The 17,996-nt window shown below is 63.6% G+C and carries 12 protein-coding genes (1 of these 12 running past the window's edge); 2 read left to right on the forward strand and 10 right to left on the reverse strand.

What is annotated here, in order from left to right; all coding sequences use genetic code 11:
• Window positions 1–1,143 carry the 3' portion of a M23 family metallopeptidase gene (locus NKJ15_RS18085; protein ID WP_352503226.1) on the forward strand. It extends 816 nt beyond the left edge of the window, so 1,143 of the gene's 1,959 nt are visible here — the last part of the coding sequence; the start codon falls outside the window, past its left edge; it ends in the stop codon at window positions 1,141–1,143.
• 17 nt (window positions 1,144–1,160) lie between these two features.
• Here NKJ15_RS18085 and NKJ15_RS18090 read toward each other — a convergent pair whose 3' ends face one another.
• Entirely contained in the window at window positions 1,161–2,726 is a 1,566-nt protein-coding gene (locus NKJ15_RS18090; protein WP_352816557.1) for an MFS transporter, read from the reverse strand.
• Window positions 2,727–2,893: 167 nt separating this feature from the next.
• Here NKJ15_RS18090 and NKJ15_RS18095 point away from each other — a divergent pair, with 167 nt between their 5' ends.
• Window positions 2,894–3,526, forward strand: a complete 633-nt coding sequence (locus NKJ15_RS18095) for a TMEM175 family protein (protein WP_352471308.1) — start codon at window positions 2,894–2,896, stop codon at window positions 3,524–3,526.
• Window positions 3,527–3,547: 21 nt separating this feature from the next.
• Here NKJ15_RS18095 and NKJ15_RS18100 read toward each other — a convergent pair whose 3' ends face one another.
• The 9 genes from NKJ15_RS18100 to NKJ15_RS18140 form a co-directional block, all read right to left on the reverse strand.
• Window positions 3,548–5,017, reverse strand: a complete 1,470-nt coding sequence (locus tag NKJ15_RS18100) for a L,D-transpeptidase family protein (RefSeq protein ID WP_352816560.1) — start codon at window positions 5,015–5,017, stop codon at window positions 3,548–3,550.
• Between the two features lie 238 nt (window positions 5,018–5,255).
• Window positions 5,256–5,621, reverse strand: coding sequence for an MmcQ/YjbR family DNA-binding protein (locus NKJ15_RS18105; protein ID WP_352456638.1), 366 nt, complete (start codon window positions 5,619–5,621; stop codon window positions 5,256–5,258).
• A 147-nt stretch (window positions 5,622–5,768) separates the two neighbouring features.
• Window positions 5,769–8,375 carry an ATP-dependent chaperone ClpB gene (clpB, locus tag NKJ15_RS18110; RefSeq protein WP_352471310.1) on the reverse strand — a complete coding sequence of 869 codons (2,607 nt, stop codon included), beginning with the start codon at window positions 8,373–8,375 and terminating at the stop codon, window positions 5,769–5,771.
• Between the two features lie 238 nt (window positions 8,376–8,613).
• The gene (locus tag NKJ15_RS18115; protein WP_352816563.1) at window positions 8,614–9,603 is read right to left on the reverse strand and encodes a DUF4167 domain-containing protein; all 990 of its coding nucleotides are present in this window, start codon (window positions 9,601–9,603) and stop codon (window positions 8,614–8,616) included.
• A gap of 331 nt (window positions 9,604–9,934) precedes the next feature.
• Window positions 9,935–10,813 carry a peptide chain release factor N(5)-glutamine methyltransferase gene (prmC, locus tag NKJ15_RS18120; protein ID WP_352816566.1) on the reverse strand — a complete coding sequence of 293 codons (879 nt, stop codon included), beginning with the start codon at window positions 10,811–10,813 and terminating at the stop codon, window positions 9,935–9,937.
• A complete protein-coding gene (gene prfA / locus NKJ15_RS18125; RefSeq protein WP_352491802.1) occupies window positions 10,806–11,885 on the reverse strand; it encodes a peptide chain release factor 1 in 1,080 nt (359 codons plus the stop codon). Before prfA ends, prmC begins: the two co-directional genes overlap by 8 nt.
• Before the next feature lie 8 nt (window positions 11,886–11,893).
• On the reverse strand, window positions 11,894–14,164 hold the full coding sequence (gene ptsP / locus NKJ15_RS18130) for a phosphoenolpyruvate--protein phosphotransferase (RefSeq protein ID WP_352471315.1): 2,271 nt from the start codon (window positions 14,162–14,164) through the stop codon (window positions 11,894–11,896).
• A gap of 174 nt (window positions 14,165–14,338) precedes the next feature.
• Entirely contained in the window at window positions 14,339–15,592 is a 1,254-nt protein-coding gene (locus NKJ15_RS18135; RefSeq protein WP_352471486.1) for an aspartate kinase, read from the reverse strand.
• Window positions 15,593–15,755: 163 nt separating this feature from the next.
• Complete coding sequence (locus tag NKJ15_RS18140; RefSeq protein ID WP_352816569.1) at window positions 15,756–17,987, reverse strand: sensor domain-containing diguanylate cyclase; 2,232 nt, start codon at window positions 17,985–17,987, stop codon at window positions 15,756–15,758.
• Between the last annotated feature and the right edge of the window lie 9 nt (window positions 17,988–17,996).

Genomic DNA, 17,996 nt, shown 5'->3' on the forward strand with positions numbered 1-17,996 from the left:
ATCCCCTTCACCAAGGATCTCGACATTGCCGAGGCCTTCGCTGATTCGGGCTATACCGGCGAGGATGCCACCGGAATGGCCGAGGCGATCGCCAAATTGCTGAATGCGACGGCCCTCAAGGCAGGAACCGTGCTGCGCGTTGGGCTTGAGGTCCATGGCGACGCCGCCAAGATCGTTCGCACCAGCGTGTACGACAGGACCCAGCACATCGTCACCATCGCACTCGACGACCACGACCAGTACGTGCCGGCGCAGGAGCCGGAGCCAAATCCCGAATTGCTGACGGCGTTCGACGATTCGCCTGCGCCCGTAGTGCGCGGCAATCTGCCGAACGTCTATGACGGCATCTACCGCACCGCCTATTCCTACGGCATGTCCAAGGCGATGACGCAACGACTGATCAAGTTGCTGGCATCCAGTGTCGACTTTCAGTCGCGCCTCAATCCCACGGACCGCATCGAAGTGCTGTTCTCGCAACCCGATGGCGACGACCAGGCGTCTGACGAATCCGAGCTGCTTTACGTCTCCGCGACTTTCGGCGGCACGACGCGAAATTTCTACCGTTTCCAGATGCAGGACGGCAGCACCGACTACTTCGACGAAAATGGTAGCAGCGCCGAGCAGTTTCTGCTGCGCAATCCGTTGCCCAATGGCCGATTTACGTCAGGGTTCGGTGCCAGGCGCCACCCCATTTTGGGGTATGTGAAAATGCATACCGGCACCGACTGGGCAGCTCCCGTGGGATCGCCGATCATTGCCGCGGGCAATGGCGTCGTCGAAAAAGCCGGCTGGGCCGGTGGCTATGGCAAGCAGATCATCTTGCGTCACGCCAATGGCTACGAGACGTCCTACAATCACCAGAGCGCCTTTGCCAAAGGCATCGAGCCGGGTGTTCGCGTTCGCCAGGGTCAGGTTATCGGCTATCTCGGCTCAACCGGCCTCTCCACCGGTCCGCATCTTCATTACGAACTGATCGTCAACGGCACAAAGGTCGATTCGATGCGCGTCCGCCTACCGGTCGGCAAGACGCTGAAGGGCGACGACCTCGTCGCCTTCAAGCGCGAGCGCGAACGCATCGACGACCTGCTCAAGCAGGAAGACAGCAATCAGTTGAAGGTCGCGAGCGCCAAGATCGAAGGCTGAGCCGACGTTTTTCGTCGTCAGCCGTGCTGATTCGCCGTGTCGCGCGCCCATGGCAGCCGCTCGCCGGAAACCGTCGTCCACGCGGCGATTGCCGAAAGCAGGCAAAGCACCGCGGTCACCGCGGCAACGGCGGCGAATGCCGCGTCGCTGGCGGCAAGTCGTGCCGCATCGAGGCCGGGCGCCAGGCCGGCTGGCGGCGGTTCGCCGAAACCCGGAATGCCGGAGCCGGCAGCGGTGCCGAGCACGCCAGCATAGACCCAGGCCGCCAGCGATCCCATCGCCGCCACGGCAATCAGGCCGCCGATGCGCGAGACGGCGTTGTTGATGCCCGAGGCCGCACCCGTGTCCTTGTCCTCGACCGCCGTCATGACGGCGGTCGACAGCGGCGATACCACCAGCGCCATGCCGAGCCCCATCAATGCCATCAGCGGGAATACCCCGATCCAGCAATTGTGGATGCCCCAATAGGCCAGCAAGGCAAGTCCGGCAAAGGCAAGAGCCACAACCAGACTGCCGCTGGCGATCGGAAAGCGAGGCCCGATGCGGTCGGACCACTGGCCGACCGGTCCGGACAACACTGCGATCAATGCCGAAAGCGGTAAGAAGATGAAACCGACCTCGGCCGCGCTCAGCCCCCATCCGGCGATCATGAGCATCGGCAGATAGAACAGATTGGCCGACAGCGCAAAATAAAGGAAGAAGGTAGCCACATTGGCGCCCGCGAACGCGCCGATCCGAAACAACGACAGATCGATCATCGGCTCGCGCCGCCGGCGCTCGAAGACGATGAACACGACGAGCAAAACCGCACCGGCGGCAATACTCGGGCCGGACATCAGCCCCTCCCCGTCGCCACTGATCGAGGTCAGACCGTAAGCGAGAGCTCCGAACGCCAATATGGCGAGTGCAGCGCCGCCGAGATCGAGGCTGCGCTTTTCCACCGGCGCGTCGGCAGGGACCTTGGCCAGCAGAAGATAGACCGAGATAAGGCCGAGCGGCAGATTGATGGCGAAGATCGCCCGCCAGATGCCGTCGCCGAACGCCGACAGCACGAAGCCGCCCAGCACCGGGCCGAGCGCCGTCGTCAGTGCTGATGCTGCGGCCCAGATGCCGATCGCCCGGCCGCGTTCCTTTTTCGGATAGGCTTTGGCGATAATGGCCAGGCTGCCCGGCACCATGATGGCCGCTCCGACACCCTGGATAGCCCGAAACGCAATAAGCACCGCCGGGTTAGGCGCCAGCGCGCAGGCAAGCGAGGCGGCAATGAACAGGACGATGCCGGCGACGAAGGAGTGGCGCAGGCCGAAGCGATCGCCGGCGGCGCCGCCGACGAGAATGAGGGCTGAGAGTGTCAATGCGTAGGCATTGGAAATCCATTGTGCCTCGGCGAGGCTGGCGCCGAGGTCGACGCGGATCGCCGGCGTCGCAATGGCCAGGACCGACCCGTCGATGAAGCCGAGCGCAGAAGCCAGGATCGCGGCGATCAGCACGAACCGCCGCTGCGCCTGCGGACAGAACGTATCGGCGGGAAGTGAGCCGGTCAGGGGAACGGCGCCGGTACCGACTTTGGTTGGCGTGTGCATGCCGCCTTACCTAGATCGCCGGCGCGCCGGCGACAACCGGCCAGCAGACTGTTCTCGTTGAAACCAGGCCCAACCGGCCACACAGGCAGGATCACGCCGCTCAGGGTGCAAACGGCAAGTGCCGTGCTAAGCTTCTCGCAGCGCTACAGACAAGGGGGAAATACCGTATGAAACGGCCGCTCGAACCCTCGGCGGAAGGACGCGGGCGCGTCGTCGGCATCACCGACGGCGTGTTCGCCATCGCGCTCACCCTGATCGTTCTCGAGATCAGGGTGCCGGCGCATGAAACGGTGCATTCCGAACGCGAGTTGATCACAGCGATCACAGCACTGGCGCCGCGCTTCCTGACCTATGCGCTCAGCTTCCTGACGCTGACCATCTTCTGGTTCGGCCAGCAGGCGCAACACGGGCTGATTGCAAAATCCGACCGGCGGCTTGCCACGCTGAACCTCTGCTTCCTCGGCTTCATCGCCTTGCTGCCGTTCTCGACCGACCTTCTCGCCGACTTCCTCGAATTCAGGACTGCGGTGCTCGCCTACTGGTTCAATCTTTTGATGCTCGGACTGACGCTGCTCGCCAGTTGGCGCTACGCGGACAAAAACGGATTTCTGGCCGAAGGTGTCGACGCGGAGACCACCCGAACGGTCTATCTGCGCATCGTCAAGGCACAGATCCTGTGGGCCGTCGGCGCTGCTCTCTGCCTGATCAGCCCGTTGCTCAGCGTCGGCTTCATCCTGGTGGTGCAGCTGATCTATGCCGCAGCGCCGCGCGCGCCACTGCTGCGCAAGGTCATCGGGTGATCCGGGCGCGGGCGTTGCGCTTTAGTCGACGAACTCCACGATAACGCCGGGCGTCACGATCTTGGCAAGCTCGCGCGCGTCCCAATTGGTCAGCCGCACGCAGCCATGGCTTTCGGTCTTGCCGATCTTGGACGGATCCGGCGTGCCGTGGATGCCGTAGGTCGGCTTGTCCAGCGCAATCCAGACCGAGCCGACCGGGCCGTTCGGCCCCGGCGGGATGGTCAGGATCCTGTCGTTTTCGCCCTGCTTGAAATTGATGTTCGGGTTGTAGGTGTAGTTCGGGTCCAATGCGACACGCGACACCGCATGCGTGCCGGACGGCGACGGCGTGTCGGACGAGCCGATAGTCGCCGGATAGGCTGCGACCAGCTTGCCCGCCGCATCATAGGCGCGGACCTGCTTATTGGACTTGTCGGCGATGATGCGCGCCACCGGCGTCGCCACCAGCCTGCCGAAATTGGCGACCTTGATGATGGTGCCCGGACGATTGAAATTGGCGTCCGGATTGAGCTTGTTCAGATAGGTTTCATCCATATGGAAGCGCTCGGCCAGCGCTTCGGGTACCGACGTGTAGCCCATCCGATCGAGCTGGGCCTTTTGGCTGTAGTCCTCCGGTATCGAGGCGACATAGGGACCGGCCGCATCCTCGGGCGTGATCGTATAGGAGGCGAAGGCATCGCCGCCGGATTGCGCCAGGGCCGCCTGGATGCCGATTGCGTCGGTCGATTTCAGATTGCTGCCGGTGATCTCATTATAGGCGGCGAGCGCCTTGTCGACATTCGAGCCGAAGCGTCCGTCGATGACGCCGGGCGATGCACCGGCACGGTCGAGCAGCACCTGCAGTGCCGCCACGTCCTCGCGGGCGCCGAGCGCAAGCGACGGGTCGACCGCCGTCTTGCCGCCAGTGCTTGGCGGCGGGGCTGTGTCTGGCGGTAAGGCCGCCTGCTCGTTCGGCCCCGTCGGCTCGACCGGCTCGATCGAGGCCTCGTTGAGCGGCTGGCGCTCGATGGTGCGCGGCTTTGCCTCCGGATAACCATTGCCGTAGCCGTCATCCCGTGGCGCTTCGGGGAAGGCTTCCACCGAATTGTCGCCATTAAGATCGTAGTCGTCGGCCGGCGGCACGATGATCCTGCCCTCGTCTTCCAACTGCCTGCGGCGGTAGCGCGCCATGTCCTGCGGGTCGTCGAGATAATAGCGGTCGTCCTCGACCGGTCCGAGGTTGCGCAAGCGCTCGCGGCGCAAGGCACGGCGGTCGAGCCTGGTCTGCGGCGGCTGGATGGCGATAACCTTGCCGGTCTCCGCATCGACGATGACGCGGTTTCCCCTGGCGTCGTAATAGATGTCGAGATTGCCGTTCTGGGCGACAAGAATGCCGCCGCCATTGGCGGCACGAACCACCCGTGGCGCGGTATCCACTATTGGCGAGGCCATCGCATTCGACGCCAGCAGCCCGGCAGCAAGCGCTGAAAGGGTGAAGATGGTGCGCAACATGATGGCCAAATTCTCCGGTCCGTAATTGCCGCCGCCGGCATTGTCTCTTCAAAGCGCCGCGCGTCTTTTTCGACGCGCAAAGGACGCTCTAACGCTTTAAATCTCCGCATCGTGCTTTGCGAAAATCAAAACTCGATTTCGGGCCGATGTGGTAGGCGAACCCCTTCGCCAGCAAATCAGTGGCCAACGATAAGGTTCCAATATGAACCGGGCATGAAGATGGCGGATTTCTGACCGATTAACCGGCAGCGAGTCCCAATTCCTTGCGCGCCTGCTTCGTCAGCTTCAGCACGACAAGACGGTGGCTTTCGCGCAGGTAATCCTTCAGCGCGCCATCATCCATGCTTTCGCCGGTCTGGCGCTGGATCCATTTCATGCCGCGTGAGGCAAGATAGGGCGCGGGCCGAAGGCCCGGCTGCTCCCTCAGCACGTCATAGGCGATGTCGGAGCATTTGAAGGTAACGAACGGCTCCTTGCCCTCACTCCAGCCGCCGATCGCGAAGACCTTGCCGCCGACCTTCCAGACATGGGCGCCGCCCCACTGCACGACATGGGTCGCCGAAGGCAGCGAGGCGCAGAAGCTGTTATAGTCGTCCAGCGTCATCTGCGCCCCGCCAGTGATGTTGGACCATGAACCGAAGGCCGGCGTAACAAAAGGGTATGCCGGTTTTTCGGAAAGGATCATGGTCGAGATTGAAGATAGGAATTCCATCCCGATTCGATCGGGATGGAACAGGCTTTTGGCTTGAGCTCAGGCGGCTGCCTCGGTTGCCACGACCGCGGGCTTCGAGCGGAAGTTCAAGCGGTCGGAGCCGGCGGTGACCTTGACAGTTGAGCCGTCGAGGATCTCGCCGAGCAGGATCTTTTCCGCCAGGGGGTCCTGCAATTCCTTCTGCATCACCCGCTTCAGCGGCCGCGCGCCATAGGCCGGGTCGTAACCCTTGGCCGCCAGCCAGTCGATCGCCTCCTGATCTAGCGAAAGCGATATCTTGCGGTCAACAAGCAGGTTTTCCAGCCGCTTGAGCTGGATTTGGACGATCTGGCCCATATCCTGGCGGCGCAGCCGGTGGAACAGGATCACCTCGTCGATGCGGTTGAGGAATTCCGGCCGGAACGAAGCCCTGACGACATTCATCACCTCGTCGCGCACGACGTCGACATCCTGGTCCTCGCCGAGATTGACCAGATATTCGCCGCCGAGATTGGACGTCATGATGATCAGCGTGTTGCGGAAGTCGACCGTGCGGCCCTGCCCGTCGGTCAGCCGGCCGTCGTCGAGCACCTGCAGCAGCACGTTGAAGACATCAGGATGCGCCTTCTCGATCTCGTCGAACAACACGACCTGATAGGGCCGGCGCCGCACCGCTTCGGTCAGCGCGCCGCCTTCCTCATAGCCGACATAGCCGGGAGGCGCGCCGATCAGCCGGGCGACCGAGTGCTTCTCCATGAACTCCGACATGTCGATGCGCACCATGGCGCTCTCGTCGTCGAACAGGAAGCTGGCCAGCGCCTTGGTCAATTCGGTCTTGCCGACGCCCGTCGGCCCGAGGAACATGAACGAGCCGAGCGGCCGGTTCGGGTCCTGCAGACCCGCGCGGGCCCGGCGCACCGCTTTCGACACTGCCTGCACCGCCTCGCCCTGGCCGACGACGCGCTTGCCGACCTCGTCTTCCATGCGCAACAGCTTGTCGCGCTCGCCTTCCAGCATCTTGTCGACCGGGATCCCCGTCCAGCGCGAGACGATATGGGCGACGTGATCGGGGCCGACCACTTCTTCGACCATGCCGGCCTTGCCATCCCTGGCTTCGGCCTGCTTCAGCTGCTTTTCGAGTTCCGGGATCTTGCCGTAAGCAAGTTCGCCGGCGCGCTGGAATTCACCTTGGCGCTGGGCGATGGCAAGTTCGTTGCGCGCCTCGTCGAGCTGTTTCTTGAGGTCGGCGGCAAGCCCGAGCTTCTGCTTCTCGGCCTGCCATTTCGAGGTCAGCTCGGTCGATTCCTCCTCGAGGTTCGAGAGTTCCTTCTCGAGCCGCGCGAGCCGGTCCTTCGAGGCATCGTCCTTCTCGACCTTCAGCGCCTCGCGCTCGATCTTGAGCTGCATGATGCGGCGGTCGATCTCGTCCAGCGCCTCGGGCTTCGAATCGACCTGCATGCGGAGCCGCGACGCGGCCTCGTCGACCAGGTCGATCGCCTTGTCCGGCAGGAAGCGGTCAGCGATGTAGCGGTTGGACAGGGTTGCGGCCGCGACCAGTGCCGAATCCGAGATGCGCACCTTGTGGTGCTGCTCGTATTTCTCTTTCAGGCCGCGCAGGATCGAGACAGTGTCTTCGACCGTCGGCTCATTGACGAACACCGGCTGGAAGCGGCGGGCAAGGGCCGCATCCTTCTCGACATGCTTGCGGTATTCGTCGAGCGTGGTTGCGCCGACACAATGCAATTCGCCGCGGGCGAGCGCCGGCTTCAGCAGGTTCGACGCGTCCATGGCGCCATCCGCCTTGCCGGCACCGACAAGCGTGTGCATCTCGTCGATGAACAGAATGATGCCGCCGGCGGCAGACGTGACTTCGGAAAGCACCGCCTTCAGCCGCTCCTCGAACTCGCCGCGGTATTTGGCGCCGGCGATCAGCGACCCCATGTCGAGCGCCATCAGCTGCTTGTCCTTGAGCGATTCCGGCACATCGCCATTGACGATGCGCAGCGCCAGCCCTTCGGCGATCGCCGTCTTGCCGACGCCCGGTTCGCCGATCAGCACTGGGTTGTTCTTGGTGCGGCGCGACAGCACCTGGATGGTGCGGCGGATTTCGTCGTCGCGGCCGATGACCGGATCGAGCTTGCCCGCGCGGGCGTCCGCCGTCAGGTCGCGCGCGTATTTCTTCAGCGCGTCGTAGCCCTGCTCGGCGCTCGCCGAATCGGCAGTGCGACCTTTGCGTACGTCGTTGATGACCTGGTTCAGCGCCTGCGGCGTGACGCCCGCCTTGGACAGGATGTCGGCGGTCTTGGCCGATTTTTCCATGGCCAGCGCCTGCAATAGCCGTTCGACGGTAACGAAGCTGTCACTGGCCTTCTTGGCCAGTTCCTCGGCGGTCGAAAACACCTTTGCCAGCGGCTGCGCAAGATAGAGCTGGCCATTGCCGCCCTCGACCTTGGGCATTGCCTCCAGTGCCGTTTCGACGCCGAGCTTGACGTCACGTACATTGCCGCCGGCGCGCTCGATCAGCGACGCAGCCAGGCCCTCGTCGTCATCGACAAGGACCTTGAGGATATGCTCGGGGGTGAATTGCTGGTGATTGCGGGAAAGCGCCATGGTTTGCGCGGACTGGATAAAGCCGCGCACGCGCTCGGAATATTTTTCAAGATTCATGCCTGTCTCCTTCCCTCACCGGCCCGCTTCGCGGCACCGGATCAGATTGCGGTGACGGACCCGCCCGTTCGAGCCGGATCCTGTTCACGCAAGATATGGGACGCAAACCACGGACCCTCAAGACGCCTCGACACTGGCGAACGCATAATATTCCGAGCGCGCAAAGCAAAAACGGCGGAGATTTCTCTCCGCCGCCTAGGGTAAAGGATGCGCTAAGATCGCCTGAACGTTTCTTCGATCAATTCTCGACGTCTGCGATCACAGCTTGACCGCCGGGGCCTTCAGCCGGCCCTGCATCGACATTGCCAGCGTCGGTATTGCCAGTCTCGGCATTGCTTGTCTCGGCACTGCTTGTCTCGGCACTGCTTGTCTCGGCACTGCCAGTCTCGGCACTGTCAGGGCCGGCGTTGTCGTTGCCGCCATTTGCCTGTTCGACATCGAGGCGCGGACGGCGCGGACGCCTGGGGCGGCGGGCCGGGCTGTTTTCGGCCGCGGCTTCGTTGAGCTCGGCCTGGGCGGCGAGACCCGCCGGCGAAAGGTTGTCGAATTGCGGTGCGGGCTCGCTCACAAAGACCGGCTCAGCGGCCGGCACGGGCTCCGCCTGCGCCGGCGTCTCGTCGCGCCGTGGCTGTTCGGCGCGCTGGCCACCCTGCTCGCCGCGCGCGCCATACTCGCCGCGCTGGCCGTTCTGGCCGTAACCGCCATTGGGGCGACGGTCGCGGTGGCGTCCGCCATTGTTGTCGCGGCCGTCACGGTTGTCGCGGCCGCCCCGATTGTCGCGGCTGTTTTCCTGGTTCAGAGCCAGCTCGGCCGGCGTGCCATCGATGACCGGCTGCGGGCCGGCACCGTGATTGGCCGCCGAACCCGACGTCTCGTTGGCATTGTTGTTGCCGGCATTGTCGAACTCGTCGCGATCCTCGTCGCCGTCATCGTCGAAATCATCGCGATTCTGCTGCGCGTTCTGGATCGGCATCTGCGCCTGAGCGGCTGCGATGATGCGGTTATAGTGCTCTGCATGCTGGAGATAGTTTTCCGCCATCACCCGGTCGCCGGAGCTTTGCGCGTCACGGGCAAGGGTTGCGTACTTCTCGGCAATCTGCTGAGCCGATCCGCGGATCTTCACGTCCGGGCCGTTGCTCTCATAGTTACGCGTCAGGGGATTCGGCCCCTTACGATTGTTGTTGTTATTGTTGTTGCCGCCGCCGCCATTGTTGTTGCGACCGCGCATGCGCCTGTTTTGCTGTTGTGGCCTCATTAGACTCTCTTCACTTTGAAATTTTCGAAAAACTCTTCACGAACGGAGGCGCTCATGCAGCCAGCCGTTTCGTTCCTTCACCGGCGTTCGCCCGCATCAATTGCGTTGGCGCCACGTGCCATCCTGTTCCGGTTACTTCACTTGCCGGACGATTCCCGCACGAAGCTTGGGCGTCGTTTGCGCAAGAAGGCAGCTATTTCCAAGGAAAACCGAATCGCTAAGAGCACTGCCTGCTTCGTCTCATCCGGTTAAGGCGACCCTAGCCGCATTCCCCGGTATTGCCAAGCGCTTTTTTCGCACTGCATCACGGCTTCCACCGTTCGAACACAAGAACTCTGTCGTTTCCGCCGAGATCACGAAACACCCCGACCGAACGGTACCCGGCCGCGGAGAATATCTCCGTAACCTGTTGGTGCTGCGTATGGCCGATCTCGACCGCAATCCTGCCTTGGACTTCCAAATACGCTGCCGCTCCCGCGGCGATCTTCCTGTAGGGGCTCAGACCGTCCACACCACCATCGAGGGCCTGGCGTGGATCGAAACCGCGGACCTCGTCCTGCAGATTTCCAATGTCGTCTGAGGGTATATAGGGAGGGTTTGCGACAATTACATGGTACCGGCCAGAAACTTTTTCAAACCAGTCGGATTTGAGCGGCGTGAACCGGTCGGCGAGCCCCAATTCCTCGGCATTACGCATGGCTGTGGCCAGCGCCCCCTGCGAAATGTCGACGCCGGTGGCGGTCGCGGCCGGAACGGCGCTGAGCAGCGCCAGCGCGATGGCACCGGTACCGGTCCCTAGATCGAGGATGCGGCAGTCGCCCTCGCTTGCCGCCATTGCCTTGACGAAGGGCAGTATAGCCTCGACCAGCGTTTCGGTATCCGGCCGCGGCTCCAGCGTTTGCGGCGAAAGCGAAAGGCGCAAGCCGTAGAATTCGCGGTAGCCAAGGATCCGGTGTACCGGCTCGCCGGCGATGCGCCGCCGCAAGGCGGCTTCGATTACCGCCGTCACGTCCGTATCGACAGCGCGCCCGGGATCGGCGATGGCCTGCGTGTGACTGGTGCCGGAAAAATGCTCGACGATCAGCCTGGCATCGAGCGCCGGATCCGCGATCCCGGCTGCGGTGAGCCGGTTTCGCGCCTCCCGCAGCAGCGGCGCCAGCGTGGCGGGCAGGCTGTCAGCCATCGATGCCGATATCGGCGAGCAGCTTCGACTGGTGATCGGCGATCAGCGCGTCGATGATCTCGTCGAGTTCGCCCATCATCACCCGGTCGAGCTTGTAGAGCGTCAGGTTGATGCGATGATCGGTGACGCGACCCTGCGGAAAATTATAGGTGCGGATGCGTTCCGAGCGGTCGCCCGAGCCGACCTGCGACTTGCGCGATTCGGAACGTTCCTCGTCCGCCTTGCTGCGCTCGAGGTCGTAGAGCCTGGCGCGCAGGATCTGCATGGCCTTCGCCCGGTTCTGGTGCTGCGACTTTTCCGCCTGCACCACCATGATGCCGGTCGGCAGATGGGTGATGCGCACGGCCGAATCGGTGGTGTTGACGTGCTGGCCGCCGGAACCCGAGGCGCGCATCGTGTCGATGCGGATGTCTTCGGCCCTGATGTCGATGTCGACTTCTTCGGCTTCCGGCAGCACCGCGACCGTGGCCGCCGAGGTATGAATGCGTCCGCCCGCCTCGGTCGTCGGCACGCGCTGCACCCGGTGCACGCCGGATTCGAACTTCAGATGGGCAAAGACGCCCTTGCCCGAAACGGTGGCGATGATTTCCTTGTAGCCGCCGACCTCACCCTCGCTGGCCGACACCGTCTCGAAACGCCAACCATGCGCCGCGGCATAGCGCTCGTACATGCGAAACAGGTCGCCGGCGAAAAGCGCCGCCTCGTCGCCGCCGGTGCCGGCGCGGATCTCGAGGATGGCGTTCTTGTCGTCGGCGGCATCCTTGGGCAACAGCAGGATTTGGATGTCCTTCTGCAGCGCCTCGATGTGATGCTTGACCCCTGGCAGGTCGGCCTCGGCCAAGGCCCGCATCTCGGCGTCGGTGCCCTTGTCGGCGAGCATCGCCTCCAGATCGCCCTGTTCGTGCTCGGCGGCGCGCAGCGCCCTGATCTTTGCCACCATCTCCTGGATGTCGGCATATTCGGAGGCCATCCTGACATAGGCGTCCGGCGCTGGCCCGGCCGACATCTGCGCTTCGAGCATGTCGAAACGCTTGACGACTTGATCCATACGGTCGCGGGGCAGGTTGATCATGGCGAAGTCTATAGCGGTATAGAGCGGTCGTCGGCAAAGGCTTGCAGCAGCGCCCGCATCGGCAGGCCATGCGCCGGCGCCATCAGATTATCGTCGAAGAACGCTTCCAGTTCGCTGAGCGGCAGTTCCGTCAGCATCGCCTTGACCGGGCCGATCGATGCCGGCGACATCGAGATCGAGCGATAGCCAAGGCCGATCAGCGCCATCGCCGAGATCGGCTTGCCGGCCAGTTCGCCGCACAAGGTCACCGGCGTCTGGTTGCGCGCCCCGGCGTCGGCAATTTGCTTCAAAACACGCAGGAACGGCGTCGACAGCGGGTCGAAGCGGTCGGACAATTGGGTATTGCCACGGTCCACCGCCATGACGAACTGGAACAGGTCGTTCGAGCCGACCGAGACGAAATCGACCGCCTTCATCAGTTCGTCGAGCTGGAACAGCAACGACGGCACCTCCAGCATCGCCCCAAGCTTCAGGCTGGTCGGCAAATGATGGGCAAAGCGCGACAGATGCCGCACCTCGCGATCGATGATCTCGCGCGCCTGCGCGATCTCGCCGAGTTCCGTCACCATTGGCAGCATCAGCTTCAGTTCGCGCCCGCCGCACGCCTTGAGCAGCGCGCGGATCTGGGTGCGCAGCAATCCAGGCCGGTCGAGCGTCAGGCGGATGGCCCGCCAGCCGAGCGCCGGATTTTCCTCCTGGATCGAGCCCTTGAAATAGGGCAGCACCTTGTCGCCGCCGATATCGATGGTGCGGAACGTCACCGGCTTGTCGCGCGCCGCCTCGAGCACGTCACGATAGAGCCGCTCCTGGGCTTCGGCGCGCGGAAAGGTCGAAGCGACCATGAATTGCAGCTCTGTGCGGAACAGGCCGATGCCGGCCGCACCCGCTTCGGCCAGTTGCGGCAGATCGACCGCCAGCCCGGCATTCATCAGAAGATCGACCTGGACACCGTCCTTGGTCACCGACGGCTTCTTGCGCAGTTCGCGGTAGACCTCCTGCCGCCGCGCCCTGAAGCGCACTTTCTCGGCATAGGCCGCCTCGAGGTCGGGCTGGGGGCGCAGATGGATAGCGCCTTCCTCGCCGTCGACGATGATGGCATCGCCGTTTTCCGCCATGGAAACGGCGCCCTTCATCTGGCCGGCGACCGGTATGCCCATGGCCCGCGCCACGATGACAACATGGCTGGTCGCGGCGCCGTCCTCCAGCACCAGCCCGCGCAGCTTGTCCCTGGGATAATCGAGCAGCTCCGCAGCACCCATCGAGCGGGCGACGATGATGGCGTCCTTGGGCAGCGAGGCCGCGACGTCCTCCGGTCCGCGCCCCATCAGCTGCCGCAGCAGCCGATTGGCGAGATCGTCGAAATCGCTCATCCGTTCGCGCAGATATGGATCGGTCATGTGCAGCATGCGGGCACGCATGTCGCTCTGCACCTTTTCGACCGCCGCTTCGGCGGTCAGGCCGTTGCGGATCGCCTCCTCGAGCCGGCGCACCCAGCCGCGGTCGTTGGCGAACATGCGATAGGCTTCGAGCACCTGGCGATGCTCGCCCTCGAAGGCGACGTCGCGGCGCTCCAGCATGTCGTCGATGGAGAGCCTGAGCGAGCCGAGCGACGCGTCGAGCCGCCTGACCTCTTCCTCGCTGTCCTCGTTGAAAAGATTGGTGACGACGATGCGCGGCTCGTGCAGCACCACATGGCCGAGACCGACGCCTTCGTTGAAGGATAGGCCGGTAAAGCTTACCGGGCGGCGCAGATCGAGCTCGAGGCCGGGCCTTGTCAGCCGCTCCAGATCACCGGTGGCGATCATCTCGGCGATCACCATCGCCGTTGTTTCCAGCGCCTCGACCTCGTCGTCGCGATAATGGCGCATGGTCTTGTTCTGCACGACTAGGACGCCGAGTGTCCGCCCTGCCCGCAGCACGGGCACGCCGAGGAAGGAATTGTATATCTCTTCCCCTGTCTCCGGCAGGTAGGCGAAGGCAGGATGCTCCTGCGCGTTGGAGAGGTTGAGCGGCCGCGCCGAGGCCGCGATCGTGCCGACCAGGCCTTGGCCCAGCCTGAGCTGCGCCAGGTGGACGGCGTTCGGGTTCAGGCCTTCGGTGGCGTAGAGTTCGAGCACCGAATCGGCGCGCAGCACATAGAGCGAGCAGACCTCGGCAACCATGTTGGAGGCGATATCGCGCACGATTCGGTCAAGCCGCTCCTGCGGCTCCAGCGGCTCTTGCATGAGCTCGCGGAGCCGTTTCAGCAAAACGCGCGGGCCACTGGCCGAATCACGCATCGCGGCTTCTTCCTCCAATAGCATTTCAACCGGTGCAGGTTGCCCTGCACAGCGGCACAAACGCAACAACTCAATTAGAGCGCCGTGCGTCCAATTGGACGCATAAAGGCCGCTCCAAGGCTTTCGATCCGGCCTTCCGAAAATTGCCGCCGATTTTCGGGCCGATGCAGCCTGCTACTGCTTATCCAGACCGTACACGGAATGCAAAGTGCGAACTGCTAGTTCCGTATAGGGACCGTCGATCAGGATCGAAATCTTGATTTCGGACGTCGTGATGGCGCGGATGTTGATCGCGCGGTCGGCCAGCGCCTTGAAGGCGGTAGCGGCGACGCCGGCATGGCTGCGCATGCCGATGCCGATGACCGAGACCTTCGACATGCCGGCTTCCGACTGCACCACGTCGTAGCCGATCGTCGCCTTCAGCCGCTCGAGCACGGCGAGCGCCTTGTCGACGTCGCCGGATGGCACGGTGAAGGTCATGTCCGTGAACTTGCCGTCCTCGGAAATGTTCTGGACGATCATGTCGACGTTGATGTTGGCCTCGGCCAGCGGCCCGAAAATGCCGGCGGCGACGCCCGGCCGGTCGCCGACACGGCGCAGCGAAATCTGCGCTTCGTCCTTGGCATAGGCAATTCCGGTGACGACCTGCTGTTCCACGATCTCTTCCTCGTCGCAAATAAGCGTTCCCGGCGGATTGAGCAAATCCCCCATTCCGGGTGCATCGGGATCGTCGAAGGACGACCGCACAAACGTACGCACCCTGTGCACCATGGCAAGCTCGACCGAGCGCACCTGCAGGACCTTGGCCCCGAGCGAGGCCATTTCGAGCATTTCCTCGAAGGAAATCTTGGCCAGCCGCCGCGCCTTCGGCTCGATGCGCGGATCGGTCGTGTAGACCCCGTCGACATCGGTGTAGATATCGCAGCGGTCGGCCTTGACCGCTGCCGCGATGGCGACAGCGCTGGTATCGGAACCGCCGCGGCCGAGCGTTGCGATCCGGTTGTCCGGCCCGATGCCTTGGAAACCGGCGACCACCGCCACCTGGCCTTCGCCGAAGCGCTTGATCAGGAATCCGCCGTCGATATCGAGAATGCGCGCCGCGCCATGCGCGTTGTCGGTCTTGATCGGGATCTGCCAGCCTTGCCAGGAGCGGGCATGCACGCCGATATTCTGCAGCGCGATCGCCAGCAAGCCGGCAGTGACCTGCTCGCCGGACGCGACCACTGCGTCATATTCACGCGCATCGTGCATCGGCGAGGCCTCGCGCGTCCATTGCACGAGCTCGTTGGTCTTGCCGGACATCGCCGAGACCACGACGGCGACCTCATGGCCGGCGTCGACCTCGCGTTTGACATGACGCGCCACATTGCGGATGCGGGCGATGTCGGCGACGGAGGTTCCGCCGAATTTCATCACGATGCGCGCCATAGAAGCGAAATGCCTTTGACTGGATGCCGGACCGAAGGCCGAAAAGCGGAAAAATGCGCCAAGCTGTGGCCGGGCGCTCAATGCGCGGCCTCCTTAGCCAAATGATAGCGGTTTCGCAAGGCGGTGAGGATTCCGTCGCCTTGCCCCGTCCATCAACCAGATTTCAAGCCACGCTCTTGGTGAGTTTTGGCTTTTGCTGCTCGACACGGGCGAGACCCGCTCCGGCGATGACGCGGTCACGGCCCTCAGCCTTTGCCTGATACAAAGCGCGATCCGCGGCATTGACGATCTCCGCCCATGAGGCGCCGAGCTCCGGGAAGGCGGCGACCCCGAACGACGCGGTGATGGTGCCGAGCGTGCGGCCGCGGTGCGTGACATGCAGCTGCTTGATCGCCTTTCGCAGAGCTTCGGCGCGATCGGCGCCATCGGCCAGTGACGTTCCCGGCATCATCAAGGCAAATTCCTCGCCGCCGTAGCGCGAAACCACGTCGCTTTCCCTGACATGGTCGACCAGCGTGGCGGCCACCTGCTTGAGGACGAGATCCCCAGCTTCATGGCCGAATGTATCGTTGAACTGCTTGAAATGATCGACGTCGAGCATGATCAACGTCAGCGGCTGTTCGGCACGTTCCAGGCGCCTCAACTCGCGGCTGCTGGTCTCCTCAAGGTAGCGGCGATTGTAGAGCCCGGTGTTGGGATCCCGGATCGACTGCTGCCGCAACGTCTCGCGCAGGCGCAGATTGGCAAGCGCCAACGCCAGCGTATCGACGACGCCACGCAGTATCTGCTGCCGTTCGGCCAGCCATTCCGGTTTGGCGGCGGCGTCCGGCTCGCACAGATGCAGGATGCCGAGCGTCTCTCCCTGCGCTGCTAGAGGCATGCAGACATAGCCGCGACCGCCATTTTCGGTGATGTGGTTGCAGCGCGGCGTCAGCATGCCTGGACCGGCGACGTGCTCCTGGCCGCGCCGCAGCGCCCAACAATCTTCCGGTCCGAACTGGCCGACGCTCGACCGGATGGTGCCCCAATGCGCCATCTCCTCCACCAGGTTGCGCGACGCACTGGTCAGATGAACGGTTCCGCTCAATCCGCCGAAGAAATCAGGCATGGCGGAGCCGACGACGGAAAATGCCTCGTGAAAAGTGACGCAGGCCTGAAGCAGTTCGCCGAGCTTGACCAGGCGGGTCGTGGCCTCCGATGTCTCTTTCAGTTCACGATTGAGCCTCGCCAGTTCTTCGGCACGATCGTGCACCGCCCGCTCGGCACTGCGCAGGTCGCTGATGTCGCTGAGCGTCAGCACGATGCCGCCATCGGCGCGGTTGAGCGGATTGCAGCTGACGACCACGGGCAAGGAGGTCCCATCCGGCTTTGCCAGCCTCACCTCATTCTGGTGGCGGCGGCCGGTGGTCATGGCCAGTTCGACCGGAGATGTTCCCGACGCGGGCTTGTCTCCCGACGGCCCCCTGATATCCAGGGCCGACTGCCAGTCCTGCCCCACGACCTTGTCGCTGCGCCGCCCGATGATCTCGGCTGCCGCCGGATTGACGGACACGACCTGACCCTTGCCGTCGATGACGGCGATGCCTTCGGCAACGGTCTGGACGATGTCTTCGATGTAGGCCTTCTGATCGACAAGTTGAGCGCGCGAGGCTTCGATTTCGGAGGCCATAGTGTCGAACCCTTGCGCCAACTGTCCGAACTCGTCATCGGAGGTGCGGCCGATACGGGCCCCGGCGTCGCCGCGCGCCAGCGATTCGATGCCGCGGTTGAGACCAGCAAGGCCTTTACTGAAGCCTCGCAACAACAGGAAGGCGGAGGCCGCCGCGATCAGCACGGCTCCCGCGGTACACAGGCCCACAAGCCACAGCATATCGTTCGTGCGCTGCTGTGCGGCACGCAGCAGCGGCGTATACTCGAACAGGACGGCGCCGACGATCTTGCCGGGTGCATCCTCGATCGGCACCGCAACCAGGTCAATCGGATCGGCCACGTCGGCACTGGCCTCGACGAAGTTGCGCGGCACGCCGTCGTCAATCGTCCGGGCGATTTCATTGCCGGGATCGTAGTCGAACGTCGTGCCGATATTTTGCTCTTCTCCCGGAACGTCGGCGAAAATAACCTTGTTTTTGTCTACGATGACGAGATCGCGTTTCGAGCGGCCGTGCTGCAAAGTCACGAATTCGCGGAGCGCATCGGGTCTCTCGAATAATGAACGCGGCGCGTCCGATGCCCTGAAGGCAATAGTTTCGGTCAACTGCCGTGCGACGCTTGTCGCCTCGGCCAGCGCCACGGATTTGGTCAGCGATATCTGCGAGACGATCGCAACGCCGCCGACCAGGCCGATCAAGGCCACGGCGCTGAACAATGTCGCGACTATCTGGGTTCTTATGCGCACCAGGCTGCC

This window comes from Mesorhizobium sp. M0207 (assembly GCF_040321995.1).
In the GTDB taxonomy this organism is placed as follows: domain Bacteria; phylum Pseudomonadota; class Alphaproteobacteria; order Rhizobiales; family Rhizobiaceae; genus Mesorhizobium.

Coding starts and splice junctions, on each gene's coding strand:
- NKJ15_RS18115 (WP_352816563.1), bottom strand. CDS start 9,603: ATGCGCGGTCGCAACAACAATGGCGGCGGCGGCAACAACAATAACAAC.
- NKJ15_RS18105 (WP_352456638.1), bottom strand. CDS start 5,621: ATGACGCTGGACGACTATAACAGCTTCTGCGCCTCGCTGCCTTCGGCG.
- NKJ15_RS18100 (WP_352816560.1), bottom strand. CDS start 5,017: ATGTTGCGCACCATCTTCACCCTTTCAGCGCTTGCTGCCGGGCTGCTG.
- prmC (WP_352816566.1), bottom strand. CDS start 10,813: ATGGCTGACAGCCTGCCCGCCACGCTGGCGCCGCTGCTGCGGGAGGCG.
- NKJ15_RS18135 (WP_352471486.1), bottom strand. CDS start 15,592: ATGGCGCGCATCGTGATGAAATTCGGCGGAACCTCCGTCGCCGACATC.
- NKJ15_RS18095 (WP_352471308.1), top strand. CDS start 2,894: ATGAAACGGCCGCTCGAACCCTCGGCGGAAGGACGCGGGCGCGTCGTC.
- NKJ15_RS18090 (WP_352816557.1), bottom strand. CDS start 2,726: ATGCACACGCCAACCAAAGTCGGTACCGGCGCCGTTCCCCTGACCGGC.
- clpB (WP_352471310.1), bottom strand. CDS start 8,375: ATGAATCTTGAAAAATATTCCGAGCGCGTGCGCGGCTTTATCCAGTCC.
- prfA (WP_352491802.1), bottom strand. CDS start 11,885: ATGATCAACCTGCCCCGCGACCGTATGGATCAAGTCGTCAAGCGTTTC.
- ptsP (WP_352471315.1), bottom strand. CDS start 14,164: ATGCGTGATTCGGCCAGTGGCCCGCGCGTTTTGCTGAAACGGCTCCGC.